The sequence below is a fragment of the Streptomyces sp. NPDC059874 genome (assembly GCF_042731135.1).
Lineage (GTDB): Bacteria > Actinomycetota > Actinomycetes > Streptomycetales > Streptomycetaceae > Streptomyces.
In genome coordinates, this window is record NZ_JBHWJY010000021.1 from 75,243 (window position 1) to 92,822 (window position 17,580).

Sequence of the window (17,580 nt, forward strand, 5' to 3'; positions counted from 1 at the left end):
CCACCCCCACGACCGTTCGCCGGGCCGGGGCGCACCGCGGCGCGGTGGACGGCTCCCCCCCCCGGGGTAGGCCGGGGGGGGCCGGGGGGGGGGCCCCCGGCCCCCGACCCCTGTCCGGACCCCTGTTCACACCCCTATGCCGTTCCCGTCAACCACCCCTGTTTCCACCCCTGTTCCGGCTCCCGGAGCATGCCGCTCCGCGGCTCTTTCCGTTCAACTGATACATACGCCCCGTCCCAACAGCATTGGACAGTCCCCATGACCAGCTCCCTGAGCGAGAACGGCACCACCGGACCGGAGGCCAAAGCGGGCCGCAAGGAATGGATCGCCCTCGGCGTACTGCTCCTGCCCGTGCTGCTCGTCTCGATGGACCTGACCGTCCTCTACTTCGCGATCCCCGCCATCAGCGAGGACCTCCGGCCGTCCGGCAGCGAGCAGCTGTGGATGATCGACATCTACGGCTTCGTCCTGTCCGGAGTCCTGCTCACCATGGGCGCGCTCGGCGACCGCATCGGCCGCCGCCGTCTCCTGCTGATCGGTGCCCTGGTCTTCGGCGGCGGCTCGCTGCTCGCCGCCTACGCCTCCAACCCCGAGATGGTGATCACCGCCCGGGCGCTGCAGGGCATCGGTGGCGCCACCCTCATGCCCTCCACGCTCGCCCTCATCCGCAACCTCTTCCGGGACCAGACCCAGCGCCGCACCGCCGTCGCGGTGTGGTCCACCGGCATGGCCGCCGGCGCCGCGCTGGGCCCCGTGGTCAGCGGCGCCCTCCTCACCGGCTTCTGGTGGGGTTCGGTCTTCCTGATCAACGTTCCCGTGATGCTGCTCCTGCTGGTCGCGGCGCCGTTCCTGCTGCCGGAGTTCAAGGACGCCGCGGCCGGGAAGTTCGACCTGATCAGCGCCGCGCTCTCGCTCGCCATCGTGCTGCCGGTCATCTACGGCTTCAAGAAGATCGCCGTGGACGGCTTCTCCGTCACCTACATCGTCGCCATCGCCGTCGGCCTGGCCCTCGTCCCGCTGTTCCTGCGGCGCCAGCGCACCAGCTCCGACCCGATGGTCGACCTCTCGCTCTTCCGCAACGGGGCGTTCGGCGCCTCGGTGACCGTCAACATGCTGGCCTGCTTCACCCTGGTCGGCTACTCGCTCTTCTCCACCCAGTACATGCAGTCGGTCCTCGGGATGAGCGCCCTGAAGTCCGCGCTGTGGACGATCCCCGGCACCCTCGCCGTGGGCGCCGTCGTGCCCGTCGCCACCGTCCTGGTCCGTACCGTCCGGCCCGCGATCATCATCGCGAGCGGGTTCGCCATCGCCACCGTCGCGCTGCTGATGCTCACCCAGGTGCCCGAAGAGGACGGCCTGGTCCTGATCCTGATCGGCATCATCGCGCTCGCCGTCGGCCTGACCCCCGTGCTCACCCTGGTCACCGAGCTCGTCGTCGGCCAGGTGCCGCCGGAGCGGGCCGGTACCGCCTCCGCCCTGCTCCAGACCGGCCAGGAGCTCGGCGGCGCCCTCGGCGTCGCCGTCCTCGGCAGCATCGGCGCCGCCGTCTACCGCAACAGCGACTCGCTGGACGCCCCGGCCGGGGTGCCCGCCGACGCGCTGGACCAGGCCCGCGAGACCATCGGCGGCGCCCTGGCGGCGGCCGGGAAGCTCTCCGGCGAGGCGTCCACCAGCCTCGTCGAGGCGGCCCGGGCGGCCTTCACCACCGAGGTGCACGCCGCCTCGGTGGCCGGCGCGATCGTCATGGCCGGCGCGGCCGTGTACGCCCTGATCGGCCTGCGCGCCGTCCAGACCGACAACGCCCGCGCCGCCGAGCTGGCCGCCGAGTCCGCCGCGGACGCCCCGAAGGCCGCCGCCCAGCAGCCCGGCACCGGCATCGCGTAAAAGAGGGCCACGCCTCCGCCGCGAGGCCCACCTACAGCCGCCCAGGACCTGAACCCCCGCCGGTCCTGGGCGGCTTCGCCATGCCCGCCCCGGGTGCGGAAGGCCGCCGGCGGGGGGTTCGTCGTAAGGGTAGGGCTGGGGTCGGTTCTGGGGTCCTCCGGCCGATTCGTCTCCCTAGCATCGAATCGCGTTCGAGCACACGCTCGGAACTGCCAGGCACCAGGCTGGAGGAATATCCGCATGTCCCTGCTGGCAACCGATTCTGTCGAGACGGCACGGTTCCGCGCATACGGGCCGCGGCAGCTCGACGAGATCGCCGAGCGCCACGGCCTGCCCGCCGACATACGGGAGACCGTCCGGCTCGTGTCGATGGTGCTGCCCTTCCGGGTCAACGAGTACGTCCTGTCGCAGCTCATCGACTGGGACCGGATCCCCGACGACCCCATGTTCCAGCTGGTCTTCCCCCAGCGGGGGATGCTCACCGAACAGAACGAACGGGACCTGGCCACCCTCTCCGCGGACCCCGCCCAGAAGGTCGCCCTGCGCACCCTCGTGCAGCAGATCCGCGGCCGGCTCAACCCGCACCCCTCCGGGCAGAAGGAGCTCAACGTCCCCACCCGGGACGGTGCCGAGATCCCCGGACTCCAGCACAAGTACCGCGAGACGGTGCTGTACTTCCCGAGCCAGGGACAGACCTGCCACTCGTACTGCACCTACTGCTTCCGCTGGGCCCAGTTCGTCGGCGACGCGGACCTGCGCTTCGCCGCCCCCGACCCGCGCGGGCTCATCTCCTACCTCGAAGCCCACCCCGACGCGGGAGACGTCCTCGTCACCGGCGGCGACCCGATGGTGATGTCCACCGAACGGCTGCGCAGCCACCTGGAGCCGCTGCTCTCCCTGGAGAGCGTGCGGACCATCAGGATCGGGACGAAGTCCGTCGCGTACTGGCCGCAGCGCTACGTGAGCGACCCCGACGCGGACGACCTCCTGCGGCTGTTCGAGAAGGTCGTCGCCTCCGGCCGCAACCTCGCCGTGATGGCTCACTTCAGCCACCCCCGCGAACTCGACACCGACCTCGCCCGGCGGGCCATCGCCCGCATCAGGTCCACCGGCGCCCTCGTCTACTGCCAGGCCCCGCTGATCGCCAGGGTCAACGACGACCCGGACGTGTGGAGCCGGATGTGGCGGGCCGAACTCGCCCTCGGCGCCGTGCCGTACTACATGTTCGTGGAGCGCGACACCGGCCCGTACGACTACTTCCGCGTGCCGCTCGCCCGCGCGGCGGAGATCTACCAGGCCGCCTACCGCACCCTGCCGGGCCTGGCCCGTACGGTCCGCGGCCCGGTGATGTCCGCGACCCCCGGCAAGGTGGCCGTGGACGGGATCATCGAGAACGCGGAAGGCCGCTTCTTCCAACTGCACATGGTCCAGGCCCGCGACCCCGGCCTGGTCGGCCGGCCCTTCCTCGCGCACTACGACGCCGACGCCGCCTGGCTGGACGAGCTGCGGCTCGACCGCTCGGCGCCCGCCGACATCGCCCGCGCGATCGCCGGACCGGCCTGGCCGGGCGAACCGGAACTCTTCGGCACCAGGGCCGCCGCGCCGGTGGGGAGCCAGGCATGATCGACATGAGGATGTCCCCGAACCTGGCGCTCAACCAGCTGGTGGCGCAGCGCCAGGCGGCCGGCGAACCCCTGATCCACCTCGGCTTCGGCGAGTCGAGACTGCCGGCCTTCGGCCCGCTCGTGGAACGGCTCGCCCGGGGGGCCACCCGCAACGCCTACGGCCCGGTGGCCGGTTCGCCCGGGGTGCGCGCCGCGGCCGCCGGATACTTTGAGCGCCGCCGCATCCCCACCGACCCGGAGCAGATCGTGGTCGCCCCGGGCAGCAAACCGCTGCTGATGGCCATCAACCTGGCGGTCCCCGGCGACGTACTGATTCCCCGCCCGGCCTGGAACACGTACGCCCCTCAGGCCCGGCTGGCCGGCAAGCACCCGATCGCCGTCCCCATCCCCGAGGAGTGCGGCGGGGTCCCCGACCCGGACGCGCTGCGCGAGGTCGTCGACGCGGCCCGGGTGCTGGGCCACGACCCGCGCATCATGGTGCTGACCCTGCCGGACAACCCCACCGGCACCCTCGCCCCGCCCGCGATGATCCGCGAACTGTGCGCGATCGCCGAGGAAGAGGGTCTGCTGATCGTCTCGGACGAGATCTACCGGGACGTCGTGCACGACCCGGCCACCGACTACCTCAGCCCCGCCGAAGTGGCCCCCGACAGCACCGTGATCGCCACCGGCCTCAGCAAGAGCCTCGCGCTGGGCGGCTGGCGCATCGGCGTGGCCCGCTTCCCCGAAGGACCGTGGGGCGAGTGGATCCGTACCGGAGTGGTCTCCGTGGCCAGCGAGGTCTGGTCGACGCTGGCGGGGCCGATGCAGGAGGTCGCCGAGTACGCCTTCGCAGAGCCCGAGGAGATCCGGGACCGGCTGCGCGCCAGCGCCCGGCTGCACGGGATCGTCGCCCGCGACGTCCACCGCATCTGCGTGGGGGCCGGAGCCCGCTGCCGGCCGCCCACCGGCGCCTTCTACGTCTACCCCGACTTCGAACCGGTCCGCGAGGAACTCGCCAAGCACGAGGTGAGCGACTCGCCGTCACTGGCCCGAAGGATGCTCGACCTCGGGATCGTGGTCCTCGCCGGGCACCTGCTCGGCGACGAGGGCGAGGCCCTGCGCTTCAAGTGCGCCACCAGCATGCTGTACGGCGAGACCGCCGAACAGCAGCAGCTGTCGCTGGACGCCGAGGACCCGCTGGCGCTGCCGCACGTGCGGTCCGTACTGGACCGGATCGAGGACAGTTTCCAGCGGCTCCTGTAGGCAGCGCCGGTGAAACAACGCCTGTAAAAGAAGTGGCCCGACTCGGATGTGAAATCCTTGTCGGGCCGGCCGGTGGATCCTGTTTCTCACGCGGTGGATTCTGTCGAGCTCATCAGGGTTTTCCAGAGAATGTCCGGGCTGGCGAAATTCTCCAGTTGCAGTGCGTCGTCCAGGAAACGCACGTCATAGGCGCCTTCCAGTGCGGCGAGCAGTTCGACCGTGCCCATCGAGTCCAGTCCCAGATCCTTCAGTTGGGAATCTCCGGTCAGTTTCTCGTCGGGAGAGAGGTACGGCAGGAACGGGCGGATGACGGCCTCGAAAGCGCCGTCCCAGGTGTGATTCGTGAGTTCTGGCATACGGGAATGATGGGGGCGGCCGACAACGGCTGTCAATGCGTCCCGAAAGTGCGCCCGGAAATGATCGAAAAAGAGCTTGCCGGTAATTCCGGCGAGGAGGAGCGGAAATGGAACCATTGGCGCCGACCGCGCTGCACGCACGTTTCCTGCGCGGCCTGGAACGCTCGCCCCGCGGGGTGGCGGTGCGCGTCGGCAAGGACACCGTCGACTACACGACGGCCCACGAACTGGCCCTGTCCTGGGCCGGAGCGCTGCTGGCCGCCCCCGGCGGGCCGCCGAAGGCCGTCGGCATCCTGGCCGGCCGCAGCCTGACCGCGTACGTCGCCATCCTGGCGAGCCTGTACGCGGGACTCCCGGCCGTGCCCGTGCTGGCCGACTTCCCGGCCGGGAAGATCGCCTCGATGCTCGACTCGGCGCAGGTCTCCGCCCTGGTCGTGGACGAAGAGGGCGCGGCCCTGCTCGACGGGGGACTGGCGGCGCGGCTGGGCGCTCTGCCGGTGCTGGCCCCCCACCTCACCGGTGCCGACACGAAGGTCTTGACCGGCGGCAGCGCCCTGCTGCCCCTGTCCGCCGGCCCGGACACCGCGCTGCCGGCGCCGAGGTCCGCCGCCCCCGAGGACGTGGCCTACGTCCTGTTCACCTCGGGATCCACCGGCCGCCCCAAGGGCGTCCGGCTCACCCACGGCAACATGGCGCACTACTTCTCGCTGATGGACGCCTGGTACGACTTCACCGCGGACGACGTCTTCTCCCAGGCCGCCAACCTCAACTGGGACTCGGCCGTTTCCGACCTGTGGTGCGCCTGGGCGGTCGGCGCGCCGCTCGTCTCCGTCTCCCCGCACGCCTACCGGGACCTGCCCGGCTTCGTGGCCGAGCACGGCATCACCGTCTGGTTCTCGGCGCCCAGCGTGATCTCGCTGTCCCGCCGCACCGGCCGCCTGGTGCCCGGCAGCATGCCCTCGCTGCGCTGGACGTACTTCGGCGGCGAGGCCCTCCAGTTCCAGGACACCGACGCCTGGCAGCGGGCCGCGCCGCACTCGGCGGTCATCAACGTCTACGGGCCGACCGAGATGACCATCACCACCCACCGCCACCGCTGGTCGCCGGAGGAGTCGACCCGGCTCGGCGTCAACGGGGTGGTCCCGCTCGGTCTGCTCCACGACGGCCACGCGGAACTGCTCCTCGACGAACACGGCGAACCCGCCTCCGACGAGGGCGAACTGTGGCTGTCCGGACCGCAGTTGTCGGCCGGGTACCTGGACCCGGAGGACGGCCGCGGCAAGTACCGGGAGCAGGACGGAGTGCTCTGGTACCGCACCGGCGACCGGGTCCGCCGACTCGCCGGTGGCGAGCTCGTCTACCTGGGCCGTACGGACTCCCAGGTGCAGGTGCAGGGCTACCGCGTCGAACTGGCCGAGGTCGAGCACGCGTTGCGCGCCGCCTCGCCGGTCACCGGAGCCGTCGTGGTCGGCGTACCCGTGGCCAACAGCACCGAACTCGTCGCCTTCTACCTCGGGGAGCAGCGCTCGCCCCAGGAGTTCCACCGCGACCTGGCCCCCGTTCTGCCCGCCCAGCTGATCCCGCGGCACTACCACCGGCTGGACGAGTTCCCCCTCAACACCAACAAGAAGACCGACCGGCTCGAGCTCACCGCGCGGGCGGCCGAACTGCACGGCACACGCGTGCCGGTGCCCGTCCCGTGAGCCCCGGCTTACCGGCCTTACGCACCCGCTCCACCCGAGCCGCCCGAGCCGCTCGAAGACCATCACAGCCATCACAGTCACCAAGAGGAAGTCCTCCATGCACAGACGACCCTGGTCCCTGCGTGAAACGGCCCACAGGTTCGCCCTGCTCGCCGTCCTCGCGCTGACGGCCACGCTGTTCACCGCCCCCGCCACCAGCGCGTCCGGGCCCGCCCCGTCGTGGCCCACGGGCGGCCACGACATCCGCAACAGCCGCTCCAATCCCCAGGAGCAGGCGATCAACAAGTGGAACGCGGGCCGGCTGAAGGCCAAGTGGACGTACGCCACCAAGGGTGACGTGTCGGCGACCCCGGCCGTCGTCGACGGCGCCGTCTACTTCCCCGACTGGGGCGGCTACCTGCACAAGGTGAACGCGAAGACCGGCAGCCCGATCTGGTCGCGCAAGGTGTCCGACTACACCGGTGACCCGGGCTCGGTCGCCCGGACCAGCCCCGCCGTCGTCGGCGGCAAGGTGTACATAGCCGACTGGAACAAGGCCGTCCTGATCTCCGTCGACGCCGCCACCGGCAACAAGGTGTGGAGCCGGGAGGTCGACACCCAGTACAAGGCGGTGCTGACCCAGTCGCCCGTCGTGCACAACGGCGTGATCTACCAGGGGGTCTCCTCCCGCGAGTCCGAGGGCGCCCTCGACCCCGCGTACCCCTGCTGCACGTTCCGCGGCAGCGTGAACGCCTTCGACGCCGCCACAGGTGACCGTCTGTGGCGCCAGTACACGACCCCCGACAACGGTGGCCTGCCCGGCGGCTACAGCGGTGTGGCCGTCTGGGGCACCCCGGCCCTGGACCCGTCGACGAACACCGTGTACTTCACCACCGGCAACAACTACACGGTCCCGCAGTCGGTCAGCGACTGCCAGAGCGCCGGCCACACACCGGCAGAGTGCTACGCCCCGGACAACTACGTGGACACCGTGCTGGCTCTCGACATGCGGACCGGTCAGGTCAAGTGGAACACCGGAGCCAAGCGCTTCGACGCCTGGAACACCGGCTGCATCCCCGGATTCCCGCCCAACAACTGCCCGCCGAACCCCGGTTACGACTACGACTTCGGCGACGGCGCGCACCTGTTCACCATCAAGGGGCCCGACGGCTGCCCCCGCAAGGTGATCGGCGCGGGCGAGAAGAGCGGCGAGTACTGGCTGATGGACGCCGCCACCGGACAGGTGGTCTGGAGCGCGGCAGCCGGCCCCGGCGGCCACATCGGCGGCATCCAGTGGGGTACGGCCAATGACGACAAGCGGATCTACATCGCCGAGGCCAACTTCAACCGCGGTCCCTACCAGCTGGCCGACGGCACCACCACCACCCGCAGCTCCTTCGCGGCGCTCGACCCGCAGACCGGCAAGATCCTCTGGCAGGTCGCGGACCGTACCGACGGCTTCGCGTGGGGCGCCCTGACCGTGGCGAACGGCGTCGTCTTCGGAGGCTCCACCAGCGGCCGCATGTACGCGTTCGACGCGGCGACCGGCGCCTACCTGTGGGACTTCACCGCGCCGTACTCCTCCAACGCGGGCCCGGCGGTCGTCGACGGCACCGTCTACTGGGGCAACGGCTACGCCCGCTTCGCCAACGGAGGCGGCACCACCGGCAGCATGACCGAGGGCACCTTCTACGCCTTCACCGTGGACGGCAAGTAACAAGACGCGGGAGGGGCCGGTACCCGACGGGTACCGGCCCCTCCCTCATGCCCCTGGCTCAGGCGGCCACCGGCAGCCGCCGCCGCACCGGCCGCATCGCGGACCTGGGTGTCACCGGCACCACCTCGAAGGCGCGCGTGGTGCACGCCACCCGGGTGAACAGCCCGTCCTGCCCGGACACGTACAGCCGTCCGACGCCGGCCTCCTTCAGCGTGGACACCACGTCGGGCCAGCGCACCGTACGGACGAACCCGTCCAGCAGCATCTCCCGCACCCCCTCACCGGTGTTCACCACCCGGCCGTCCTGGTCGGCGACGACCGGCAGTCGCGGCTCGGCCCAGGTGAGCCCGTCGAAGATCTCCGCGGCGACCCGGTCGCGCAGCCCGCCGAAGAGGTACGAGTGCATGGGCGGCTTCATCGTGTACATCGACATCCCGCCGAAGGACCGGATCCGCCGCTGGAGCCAGTCCAGGACCGACTCGTGCACGGTGAGCATGGTGAAGTCGTGGTCGACGACGCAGGAGACGTCGTTCCACTCGCCCCGCTCGTCGAGCTCCTGGCGCAGCACCTCGACCTTGTCCTGTGGCACCCGTGCGATCGACTGGGTCACCAGCGCCGGGTGCTCCCGCGTGAAGTACTCCTCCATCGTGTCGGCCAGGCGGGCGGTCATCGCCACGGCGTCGGCGAATTCGAGCACCCCGGAATAGACGGCGGCGGCGCGGGCCCCGAAGCTCGGGCCCGTCACATAGGCCGGGGCGATCTCCAGCCGCTCCCCGGCGTGGCGCGCCAGGGCGAGGCAGTTCACGACGAAGGAGATCTGCCCGTACAGGGAATAGTCGCCGTCGGTCTGCTGGTAGCGGTCGGCCAGCCGATATCCCAGTACCTCGTCGGCGATCGCGTACAGCTCGCGCGCGTACGGATTGACCAGCATGAATTTGGCGACCTCGGAGAAGGCCGTCGGCTGCATTCCGGGAAAGACGATCGCCGTCTCCGGCACACTCCCGGTTTCGGTGTGAGTGTTCATGGACCGAGCGTTGCCCTTCCCCCCTTCGGCGAGCACCCCCTGTCGCCCCCTGAGTTGGCGGCCGCGCAAGCGAACCTTAAGGACGCCCCCGGAGGATCGGTGGGAAACGAGGTCCGCACAATCCACGGGCCCGCAGACGCGAGGGGATGCCGCGGATGTCAGAGTCACGCTTCGCCACCTTCACCGAACTGCTCCGCGTTCGGACGGCTGAACTCGCCGACGAGGATGTGCACATCTTCCTCCGCGACATGGCCGGCGGAGCAGTGGCCGAGCACCTCACCTACTGCGAGCTGGACCGCGAGGCCAGACGCATAGCCGCCTGCCTCCAGGAGTACGGCGTGGCCGAGCAGCCCGTGCTGCTCGTCTACTCCTCGACCGTGGAGTTCCTCAAGGCCTTCGCCGGCTGCCTCTACGCCGGCGCCGTCGCGGTCCCCGTCCCGCCGCCGGGCGAGGCCGGGCGCGACAAGCGGCTCAACCGCACCACCGCCGTCCTCAAGGACACCGGCGCCAAGGTCGTCCTCACCGAGACCTCCGCCGCCCCCGAGGTCGCGCTGTGGCTGGCCCGCAACTCCCGCTCCGACGCCGCCTGCGTGGTCACCGACGTCCCCGGCATCGGCGACCCCGACGCCTGGCAGCCCGTGACCGTGCGCCCGGACGACCTCGTCTTCCTCCAGTACACCTCAGGCTCGGTCTCCGAACCGCGCGGTGTGACCGTCTCGCACCGCAATCTCCTCGCCAATCAGGGCGCCCTGCAGAAGCTGCTCCAGACCACCCGCGAGGACGTCTTCGGCAGCTGGCTGCCCTACTTCCACGACATGGGACTGGTCGCCCACCTGCTCCACCCGGTCTTCCTCGGCAGCCACAGCGTCCAGGTCACCCCGCTGTCCTTCGTCAAGCGCCCCCTGCGCTGGCTCCAAGCCATCGACGAGTACGGCGTCACCGTGGGCGGCGGCCCCAACTTCTGCTACGACCTGTGCGTCCGCCGCGTCAAGGACGAGCAGATCGCCGCGCTCGACCTGTCCCGCTGGCGCCTCGCCCTCAACGGCGCCGAGCCGGTGCGCCCCGAGAGCCTGGACGAGTTCGCCGAGCGCTTCGCCCCCGCCGGGTTCCGCCCCGAGGCGCTGCGCCCCTGCTACGGACTGGCCGAGGCCACCCTGGTCGTCTCCGGCGGCGTCCCCGGCACCCCGCACGTCCGCAAGACGTTCAACAAGACGGCCCTGGAACGCGACCGCGTCGTCACCGCCGGATCGGAAGAGCGCCGGCAGACCCTGATCGGCTGCGGCGCCCCCGTGGACATCGAGGTGCGCATCGTCGACCCGCTGACCCACCACGAGCTGCCGCCCGGCGCCGTCGGCGAGATCTGGCTGCGCGGCTACAGCGTGGCCCGCGGCTACTGGCAGCGGCCCACCGAGACCGTGCGCACCTTCCGCGCCAGCCTCAACGACGAGGAGAGCAACTTCCTGCGCACCGGCGACCTCGGGATGCTGGAGGACGGCGAGCTGTTCGTCACCGGGCGGCTCAAGGAAGTCATCATCATCAACGGCCGCAACGTGTACCCGCAGGACGTCGAATGGGCGGCGCGGACCGTCAGCCCCGCCCTGACCTTCGGCGCGGGCGCCGCGTTCTCCGTGGACGCGGGCCGCGAGCACCTCGTCCTCGTCCAGGAGGTGCGCGGAGCCGGCAGCGCCGAACTGCGGACCGTCGCGCAGAAGATCCAGGCCCTGATCGGCCAGGAGTTCGAGATCCCGGCCGGCAACATCCTGCTCGTGCGCCCCGGCGCCGTCCGCCGCACCAGCAGCGGCAAGGTCCAGCGCACCCTGATGCGCAAGCTCTTCCTCGACGGCGTCGTGCGCGGCGAGTACGAGGTGCTCACCCCCGACGTGTGGGCGCTGGCCCGCGCCGAGGACGTGCTGTTCGGAGAAGACCTGCTGCGGCCGGAAGGAGCCGACGGAGGACGGCGGTGGTGACGGCCCTGCTCGGCGACCGGGTCACCACCGGCAGCGCCGCGCAGCAGCGCGAGAGCGTCGTCCGGGCCCGGGTCGCCGAGCTGGAGGCCCTGCTCGGCGACCCCTCGGACCCGGCCAACCCGGCCGGCTACACCGCCCTGCTGGAAGCCGATCGGGCCGCCGTCCCCTTCGCCGCCGGAGAGGCGCTGCTCGACGACTTCGGGATCACCGACGAGTACATCCCGCGCGCCCTCGGCGGCCGGCTGGACGGGATGGACACCTTGGTCAGGATCATGCGCCCGGTCTTCCGCCGGGACGTGGGCCTGGCCATGGGCCACGGCATGACCACCTTCATGGCCGCCTCCGACGTGTGGACCGCCGGCAGCTCCCGGCAGCGGCACTGGCTGGCCGGGCTGCTGCGCGAGGGCGGCAAGGCGGCCATCGCCCAGCACGAGACCGCCCACAGCAACGACTACGTACGCAGCCAGGTCACCGCCCGCCGGAGCCCCGACGGCTACCTGATCAGCGGCGGCAAGCCGATGGTCAACAACCTGGAACGGGCCGGGGCACTCGTCCTGTTCTGCCGTACCGACCCCGGCCCCGACAGCACCGGCCCCGGCCGCAGCCACTCCGTCCTGCTGCTGGAGCCCGAACAGCTCACGGACGTCCGCGCGGCCGTCACCGCCCGCAAGATCCCCGTCGGGCTGCGCGGCTGCCGCTTCGCCGGCGTGGAGTTCGACGACTGCCCGGTGCCCCGGTCGGCGCTGCTGGGCCCCGAGGGCAGCGGCATCGAGACCGCCCTGCGCTCCTTCCAGATCAGCCGCACCGTGATCGCCGCGACCGCCGTCGCCGCCCTCGACACCAGCCTGCGCACCGCCGTCCGCTTCGACCGGGAGCAGTCCGGCGGCTGGCAGTCCCGCGGCATCGACGGCAGCCGCACCGGCGCGGCCCTCACCAACGCCTTCGTCAACCTGCTGCTGTACGACAGCCTCGCCGTGGTCGCCACCCGCGCCCTGCACCTGCTGCCCGCCGAGACGAGCGTCTACTCGGCGGCGCTCAAGTACCTGCTGCCCCGCGTCCTCACCGAGACCATGTACGACCTGTCCATCGTCCTGGGCTCCGGCTTCTACACCCGCGAGGGAACCCTGGGCATCTTCCAGAAGCACGTCCGGGACGTACCGGTGCTCAGCCTCGGCCACGCCGGGACCGTCGCCTGCCAGGCCACCGTCATCCCGCAGATGCCGCGCCTGGCCCGGAGCTCCTGGTTCATCGAGGACGAGGCGCCCTCCGGCCTGTTCCGGCTGCGCGGCGATCTGCCGCCGCTGCGCACCGACCGGCTCGCCCTCGCCTGCGGCCGGGACTCGCTCAGCGCCACCATGCTCGCCGTCGCCGCGGGCATCGACGGCAACGGCCCGGTGGAGCGCGCCCTGCGCACGCTCGCCGGCCAGCTCGTCGAGGAGTTCCGTGACGTACGCGGCCGGGTACTGCGGCTGGAGGCCGCCGGTGCGGGGGCCGGCGCGCAGCCCGCGAAGTTCGCCCTCATGGACCGCTACGCGCTGCTGCTGGCCGGGGCCGCCGTACTCGGCCTGTGGGACCAGGGCCGCTACGGCCCCGACCCGTTCCTCGCCGACCCGTCCTGGGCCGCCGCCGCGCTGCACCGCATCGCCGGGCGCCTCGGCGCGCGCGTCGCCGACCTCCCGCCGGAGTGCGAGACGCGGATCCGGCACGAGGTCCAACTCCGCTTCTCCACCCAGACCAGCTACGACCTCTACTCGACCCCGATCCCGGGTTGACCGAAGGAGTCCCGCCATGACCATTCCCACCGGCCGGCACGCCGTGGCCACCGACACCGCGAAGGCCGACGGCGTGTACGAGTGGCTGTCGGCCCGCCTCTCCCTCTACCTGCGGCGGGCGCCCGAGACCATCGACCCCACCGTGCCGCTCGCCGAGTACGGCATGGACTCCGTGGCGGCGCTCAGTCTGTGCGGCGACCTGGAGGAGGAGTTCGACCTGGAGGTGGAGCCCACCCTGCTGTGGGACTTCCCGACCGTGGCGAGCCTGGTGCGCCACCTCACGGCGGTGCTCCCCGACGTGCCCGCGGCCGCGGCCCCCGTGCGGGACCAGCGCTGATGGGGGACATCGCCATCGTCGGGATCGACTGCGCGTTTCCCGGGGCGGCGGGCGTGCGGGCGTACTGGGACCTGCTGATGCGCGGCGGGGCCGGCATCGGCCCCGTCCCCGGACAGCGCTGGGAAGCACGGGACTTCCCCGCTGTCGGCGACAGCGGCGGTTTCATCGACGACGTCGATGTCTTCGACAGCGACTTCTTCTCCGTCACCCCGCGCGAGGCAGCCGCGATGGACCCGCACCACCGGCTGCTGCTGCCCTGCGCCTGGCGGGCCCTGGAGGACTCGGGCCGCGCCCCCGGGGACCTCGCGGGCACCGAGACCGGTGTGTTCATCGGCGTGATGGGCGGCGAATGGGGCCGGCTCACCATGAGCGACCTCGCGCGCGTCACCCCGCTGCTCGGCGCCGGCAGCAGCGCCGGAATGGCCGCCAACCGGATCTCGTACCACTTCGACTTCACCGGGCCGAGCCTCGCCGTCGACACCGCCTGCTCCTCCTCCCTCGTCGCCGTCCACCTCGCCGCGAACTCCCTGCTCGCCGAGGAGTGCGACACCGCCCTGGCGGGCGGGGTCAACATCGTGCTGTCGCCCTCGCTGGGCCTGGTCTACGGCCAGCTCGGCCTGGCCGCCTCCGACGGGCGCTGCAAACCCTTCAGCGTCGACGCCGACGGGATCTGCCGCAGCGACGGCGTCGGCCTGGTGGTGCTGCGCCGCCTCGACGACGCCCTCGCCGACGGCCAGCGGATCTACGCCGTACTGCGCGGCAGCGCCGTCAACCAGGACGGCCGCAGCAACGGGGTGATCGCCCCCAACCGCTGGTCGCAGGAGCGGGTGCTGAACTCCGCCTACCGGCGCGCCGGAGTCACCCCCGACCGGGTCGCCTTCGTGGAGGCCCACGGCACCGGAACCGTACTGGGCGACGCCATCGAGTGCGCGGCGCTCGGCTCGGTGCACGGCGTCCCCCGCGACACCCCCTGCGCGATCGGCTCCGTCAAGGGCAACCTGGGCCACACCGAGGGCGCGGCCGGCATCGCCGGGCTCATCAAGACGGCGCTGGCCCTGCACCACCGCATCGTCCCCGCCAGCCTCTTCGCCGAGCGCGAGAACTCCCGGCTGCGGCTCGCCGAGCGTGGCCTGCGGCTGCTGAAGTCCCCCCTGCGGCTGCCGCGCGGCGAAAACCTCGCCGGGGTCAGCAGCTTCGGCATGGGCGGTACGAACGCCCACGCCGTCCTCGGCTCCGCGCCCAGGACACCCGCGGCCCTCCCCGCCCGGGCCCGTACGGACGTCCACGCCCTCGGCGTCTTCACCCTCAGCGCCGACAGCCCCGAGGCGCTGCGCCGCAACCTCGCCGCGCAGGCCGACGCGATCACCGCCCGCCCCCGGGGCGCCGCGGCCGCCCTGTGCCGGAGCAGCAACCGGATCAAGACCGGCCTGCCGTACCGGTACGCGGTCACCGTGCGCGACACGGGCGAGCTCGTGGAGGAGCTGCGCCGGGCGGCCGCCCTGAAGCCCGCCTCGAAGGACGGCGCGGCCGTCGGCGGCCGCCCCTGGGGCCGGCCGGTCGTGGCCTTCCTCTTCACCGGCCAGGGCAGCGAGTTCCCCGGCATGACCGCGGGGCTGCACCGCGAGTCCCCGGCCTACCGCCGCCACCTCGGCGAGGCAGACGAGGCGCTCGCCCCGCACCTGGGCACCTCGGTGCGCGACCTGATCCTCGGCGGCGACGAGCGCGTACACCGGCCCGAGTTCGTCCAGCCCGCCCTGTTCGCCGTCGGCTACGCCCTCGCCCGTACGCTCACCACCCTCGGCGTGCCCCCGGCCGCCGTCCTCGGCCACAGCCTCGGCGAGTACGCCGCCGCCGTCACCGCGGGCGCCCTCGACCTGGACGAGGCCGCCCGGCTGGTGGTCCGACGCGCCGCACTGATGGGCGAACTGCCCACGGGAGGCGGCATGCTCGCCGCGGCCGCCGGCGCCGACGAGCTCGCCTGGACCCTGGCGGGGGAGCCGGAGGTGGTCGTGGCCGCGCTGAACGGCCCCGCGGACACCGTGCTCTCCGGCCCGATCGACGCGCTGGCCCGGATCGGCAAGGAGCTCGCCGGGCGCGGCGTACGGGTCAAGGAACTGCCGGTGACGCACGCCTTCCACTCGCCCCTGATGGCCCAGGCCGCCGCCGGGCTGCGCACCACCCCCGTGCGGTGCGCGTCGCCCGCGCTGCCCGTGGCCTCGACCCGGCACGGCCGGATGCTGCGCCACGAACCGATGGACGCCGACTACTGGGCCGACCAGATCGAGGAGCCCGTGCTCTTGGACACCGCGCTGGGGGCGCTCGTACGCGACATCGCCCCCACCCATCTGATCGAGATCGGCCCGCGCACCCAACTCCTGCAGATCGCCGCCCGCGGCGGGCGCGCGTGCGGCGTGGAACTCCTGCATCCCGCGCCGGGGCCCGAGGCGAGCGGCCGAGACCTGTCGCAGGCCCTCGCGGCCCTGCACCGCGCCGGACTCGACCCGCTGTGGGAGGAGCTGTACGCGCCGGAGCACCGGACCGTCGAACCGCTCGCCCCGTACGTGTTCTCGTCCGCGCAGCGCTACTGGGACCGGCGGCCGATGCCCGCGAGCACCCCGCCCCCGGCGCCGGTCGAGGAGCGGCCGTCCGTGGCGGAAGGGGGGCCCGAGCCGACGGCCGTCCCCGCCCCCGCCCCCGACGCCGGCGACCCGGTGCTCCTCGCCGTGGTCCAGGCCGTCACCGAGGTCGGCGGATACCCGACGGAACGGGTGGTGCGCGAGGCCCGCTTCCACGAGGACCTCGGCTTCGACTCGGTGATGATCATGCAACTCAAAAACCGGGTGGAGGCCCGGCTTCCGCGGGTCGGCGAGGTGTCCGTACAGCAGATGCTGCCCGCGCTGCGCTCGGTCGGCTCCCTCGCCGAGTTCCTCGGCGACGTGATCACGGAGAGGTCGGCATGACGGCCGTCTACATCGCCGCGACCGGCACGGCGCTACCCGGCGACCCCGTGGACAACACCGCGCTCGGCGCGATGCTGGGCGTCAGCGAGGAGTGGATCGACATCTTCGTCGGCACCCGGACCCGGCACTTCGGCTGGGACCCGGTCACCGGAGAGGTCCGCGGCACCCTCGCCGACCTGTGCGCCGAGGCCGGCGCCCAGGCCGTGCACGCCTCGGGACTCGACCTCGCCGACATCGAGTTCGTGGTGCTCGCGACCGCCACCCCCGACACGCTCCTGCCGACCACCGCGACGGAGGTCGCCGACCGGCTCGGCCTCGACCACCTGCCGGTCTACCAGATCCAGGCCGGCTGCTCCGGCGCGATCCAGGCCCTCGACCTCGGCCGCACCCTGATCCTCGGCGGCCGCCGGGCCGGCCTGGTCATCGGCGGGGACGTCACGCACCGCTTCCTGTCGCCCCGCCGGGACACCGCCAGGCTGCCCACCGAGGAACTCGTCAACTACGTACTGTTCGGCGACGGGGCCGGGGCCGTCGTCCTGACCGACGAACCGGAGGGCGAACGGATCGCCGTACGGGCGGTGTTGAACTCCTGGACCGGCCGCGGCCGCCCGCCCGGCCAGCTCCTGGACTGGTACGGGACCACAGACCGCGACTCCGACCGGCGGATGATGGCCGAGGACTACAAGGCGATCGAGGAGCACGTTCCCACGATCTCCGTGGAGATCCTCTGGGAGCTGCTCGGCGGGCTCGGCTGGACCCTCGACGACATCGGCTTCCTGCTGCCGCCCCAGCTCTCCGAACGGATGACCGCGCGCATCGTGGAACGGCTGCCGGACGGCCCCGCGCGGGAGGTCTCCTGCGTCGCGGAGACCGGCAACACCGGAAACGCCCTGCCGTTCCTGCAACTCGACCGGCTGCTGCCGAAGTTCACGACGGGCGAGCGCGCACTGGCCCTGTGTGTGGAGTCCAGCCGGTGGATCAGAGCCGGGTTCGCCCTGGAGAAGGTGTGAG

12 protein-coding genes are annotated in these 17,580 nt (G+C 72.1%); 10 read left to right on the forward strand and 2 right to left on the reverse strand.

Translation table 11 applies throughout. The features are described from left to right. Positions 1–258: 258 nt before the first annotated feature. The 3 genes from ACFV9H_RS14870 to ACFV9H_RS14880 all read left to right on the forward strand — a co-directional run bounded on the left by ACFV9H_RS14870 (position 259) and on the right by ACFV9H_RS14880 (position 4,754). On the forward strand, positions 259–1,884 hold the full coding sequence (locus ACFV9H_RS14870; RefSeq protein ID WP_385397714.1) for an MFS transporter: 1,626 nt from the start codon (positions 259–261) through the stop codon (positions 1,882–1,884). 240 nt (positions 1,885–2,124) lie between these two features. Next, positions 2,125–3,507 carry a KamA family radical SAM protein gene (locus ACFV9H_RS14875; protein ID WP_385397716.1) on the forward strand — a complete coding sequence of 461 codons (1,383 nt, stop codon included), beginning with the start codon at positions 2,125–2,127 and terminating at the stop codon, positions 3,505–3,507. Further along, positions 3,504–4,754, forward strand: a complete 1,251-nt coding sequence (locus tag ACFV9H_RS14880) for a pyridoxal phosphate-dependent aminotransferase (RefSeq protein WP_385397718.1) — start codon at positions 3,504–3,506, stop codon at positions 4,752–4,754. The genes ACFV9H_RS14875 and ACFV9H_RS14880 overlap by 4 nt, the downstream gene beginning before the upstream one ends. An 86-nt stretch (positions 4,755–4,840) precedes the next feature. Here ACFV9H_RS14880 and ACFV9H_RS14885 read toward each other — a convergent pair whose 3' ends face one another. Then, a complete protein-coding gene (locus ACFV9H_RS14885; RefSeq protein ID WP_385397720.1) occupies positions 4,841–5,110 on the reverse strand; it encodes a phosphopantetheine-binding protein in 270 nt (89 codons plus the stop codon). Between the two features lie 107 nt (positions 5,111–5,217). Between ACFV9H_RS14885 and ACFV9H_RS14890 the strand changes: the two genes are divergently transcribed. Continuing rightward, positions 5,218–6,813, forward strand: a complete 1,596-nt coding sequence (locus ACFV9H_RS14890) for an AMP-binding protein (protein ID WP_385397722.1) — start codon at positions 5,218–5,220, stop codon at positions 6,811–6,813. A gap of 97 nt (positions 6,814–6,910) precedes the next feature. Further along, the gene (locus ACFV9H_RS14895) at positions 6,911–8,509 is read left to right on the forward strand and encodes a PQQ-binding-like beta-propeller repeat protein (protein WP_385397724.1); all 1,599 of its coding nucleotides are present in this window, start codon (positions 6,911–6,913) and stop codon (positions 8,507–8,509) included. Between the two features lie 58 nt (positions 8,510–8,567). Here ACFV9H_RS14895 and ACFV9H_RS14900 read toward each other — a convergent pair whose 3' ends face one another. Continuing rightward, complete coding sequence (locus ACFV9H_RS14900; RefSeq protein WP_385397726.1) at positions 8,568–9,533, reverse strand: ACP S-malonyltransferase; 966 nt, start codon at positions 9,531–9,533, stop codon at positions 8,568–8,570. A gap of 155 nt (positions 9,534–9,688) precedes the next feature. Here ACFV9H_RS14900 and ACFV9H_RS14905 point away from each other — a divergent pair, with 155 nt between their 5' ends. The 5 genes from ACFV9H_RS14905 to ACFV9H_RS14925 are packed head-to-tail and all read left to right on the forward strand — an operon-like array spanning position 9,689 to position 17,579. Further along, entirely contained in the window at positions 9,689–11,500 is a 1,812-nt protein-coding gene (locus tag ACFV9H_RS14905; protein ID WP_385397728.1) for a fatty acyl-AMP ligase, read from the forward strand. Beyond that, positions 11,494–13,272, forward strand: a complete 1,779-nt coding sequence (locus ACFV9H_RS14910; protein ID WP_385397730.1) for an acyl-CoA dehydrogenase — start codon at positions 11,494–11,496, stop codon at positions 13,270–13,272. Before ACFV9H_RS14905 ends, ACFV9H_RS14910 begins: the two co-directional genes overlap by 7 nt. Before the next feature lie 16 nt (positions 13,273–13,288). After that, on the forward strand, positions 13,289–13,609 hold the full coding sequence (locus ACFV9H_RS14915) for an acyl carrier protein (protein WP_385397732.1): 321 nt from the start codon (positions 13,289–13,291) through the stop codon (positions 13,607–13,609). Continuing rightward, a complete protein-coding gene (locus ACFV9H_RS14920; RefSeq protein ID WP_385397734.1) occupies positions 13,609–16,569 on the forward strand; it encodes a type I polyketide synthase in 2,961 nt (986 codons plus the stop codon). Before ACFV9H_RS14915 ends, ACFV9H_RS14920 begins: the two co-directional genes overlap by 1 nt. Beyond that, positions 16,566–17,579, forward strand: a complete 1,014-nt coding sequence (locus tag ACFV9H_RS14925) for a 3-oxoacyl-ACP synthase III family protein (protein ID WP_385397736.1) — start codon at positions 16,566–16,568, stop codon at positions 17,577–17,579. Before ACFV9H_RS14920 ends, ACFV9H_RS14925 begins: the two co-directional genes overlap by 4 nt. Position 17,580: the final 1 nt, after the last annotated feature.

Bases quoted from the DNA above. Each gene is read 5' to 3' on its own strand.
- ACFV9H_RS14870 (WP_385397714.1), top strand. From the start codon at position 259: ATGACCAGCTCCCTGAGCGAGAACGGCACCACCGGACCGGAGGCCAAA.
- ACFV9H_RS14900 (WP_385397726.1), bottom strand. From the start codon at position 9,533: ATGAACACTCACACCGAAACCGGGAGTGTGCCGGAGACGGCGATCGTC.
- ACFV9H_RS14925 (WP_385397736.1), top strand. From the start codon at position 16,566: ATGACGGCCGTCTACATCGCCGCGACCGGCACGGCGCTACCCGGCGAC.
- ACFV9H_RS14885 (WP_385397720.1), bottom strand. From the start codon at position 5,110: ATGCCAGAACTCACGAATCACACCTGGGACGGCGCTTTCGAGGCCGTC.
- ACFV9H_RS14895 (WP_385397724.1), top strand. From the start codon at position 6,911: ATGCACAGACGACCCTGGTCCCTGCGTGAAACGGCCCACAGGTTCGCC.
- ACFV9H_RS14875 (WP_385397716.1), top strand. From the start codon at position 2,125: ATGTCCCTGCTGGCAACCGATTCTGTCGAGACGGCACGGTTCCGCGCA.
- ACFV9H_RS14880 (WP_385397718.1), top strand. From the start codon at position 3,504: ATGATCGACATGAGGATGTCCCCGAACCTGGCGCTCAACCAGCTGGTG.
- ACFV9H_RS14905 (WP_385397728.1), top strand. From the start codon at position 9,689: ATGTCAGAGTCACGCTTCGCCACCTTCACCGAACTGCTCCGCGTTCGG.
- ACFV9H_RS14920 (WP_385397734.1), top strand. From the start codon at position 13,609: ATGGGGGACATCGCCATCGTCGGGATCGACTGCGCGTTTCCCGGGGCG.
- ACFV9H_RS14915 (WP_385397732.1), top strand. From the start codon at position 13,289: ATGACCATTCCCACCGGCCGGCACGCCGTGGCCACCGACACCGCGAAG.
- ACFV9H_RS14890 (WP_385397722.1), top strand. From the start codon at position 5,218: ATGGAACCATTGGCGCCGACCGCGCTGCACGCACGTTTCCTGCGCGGC.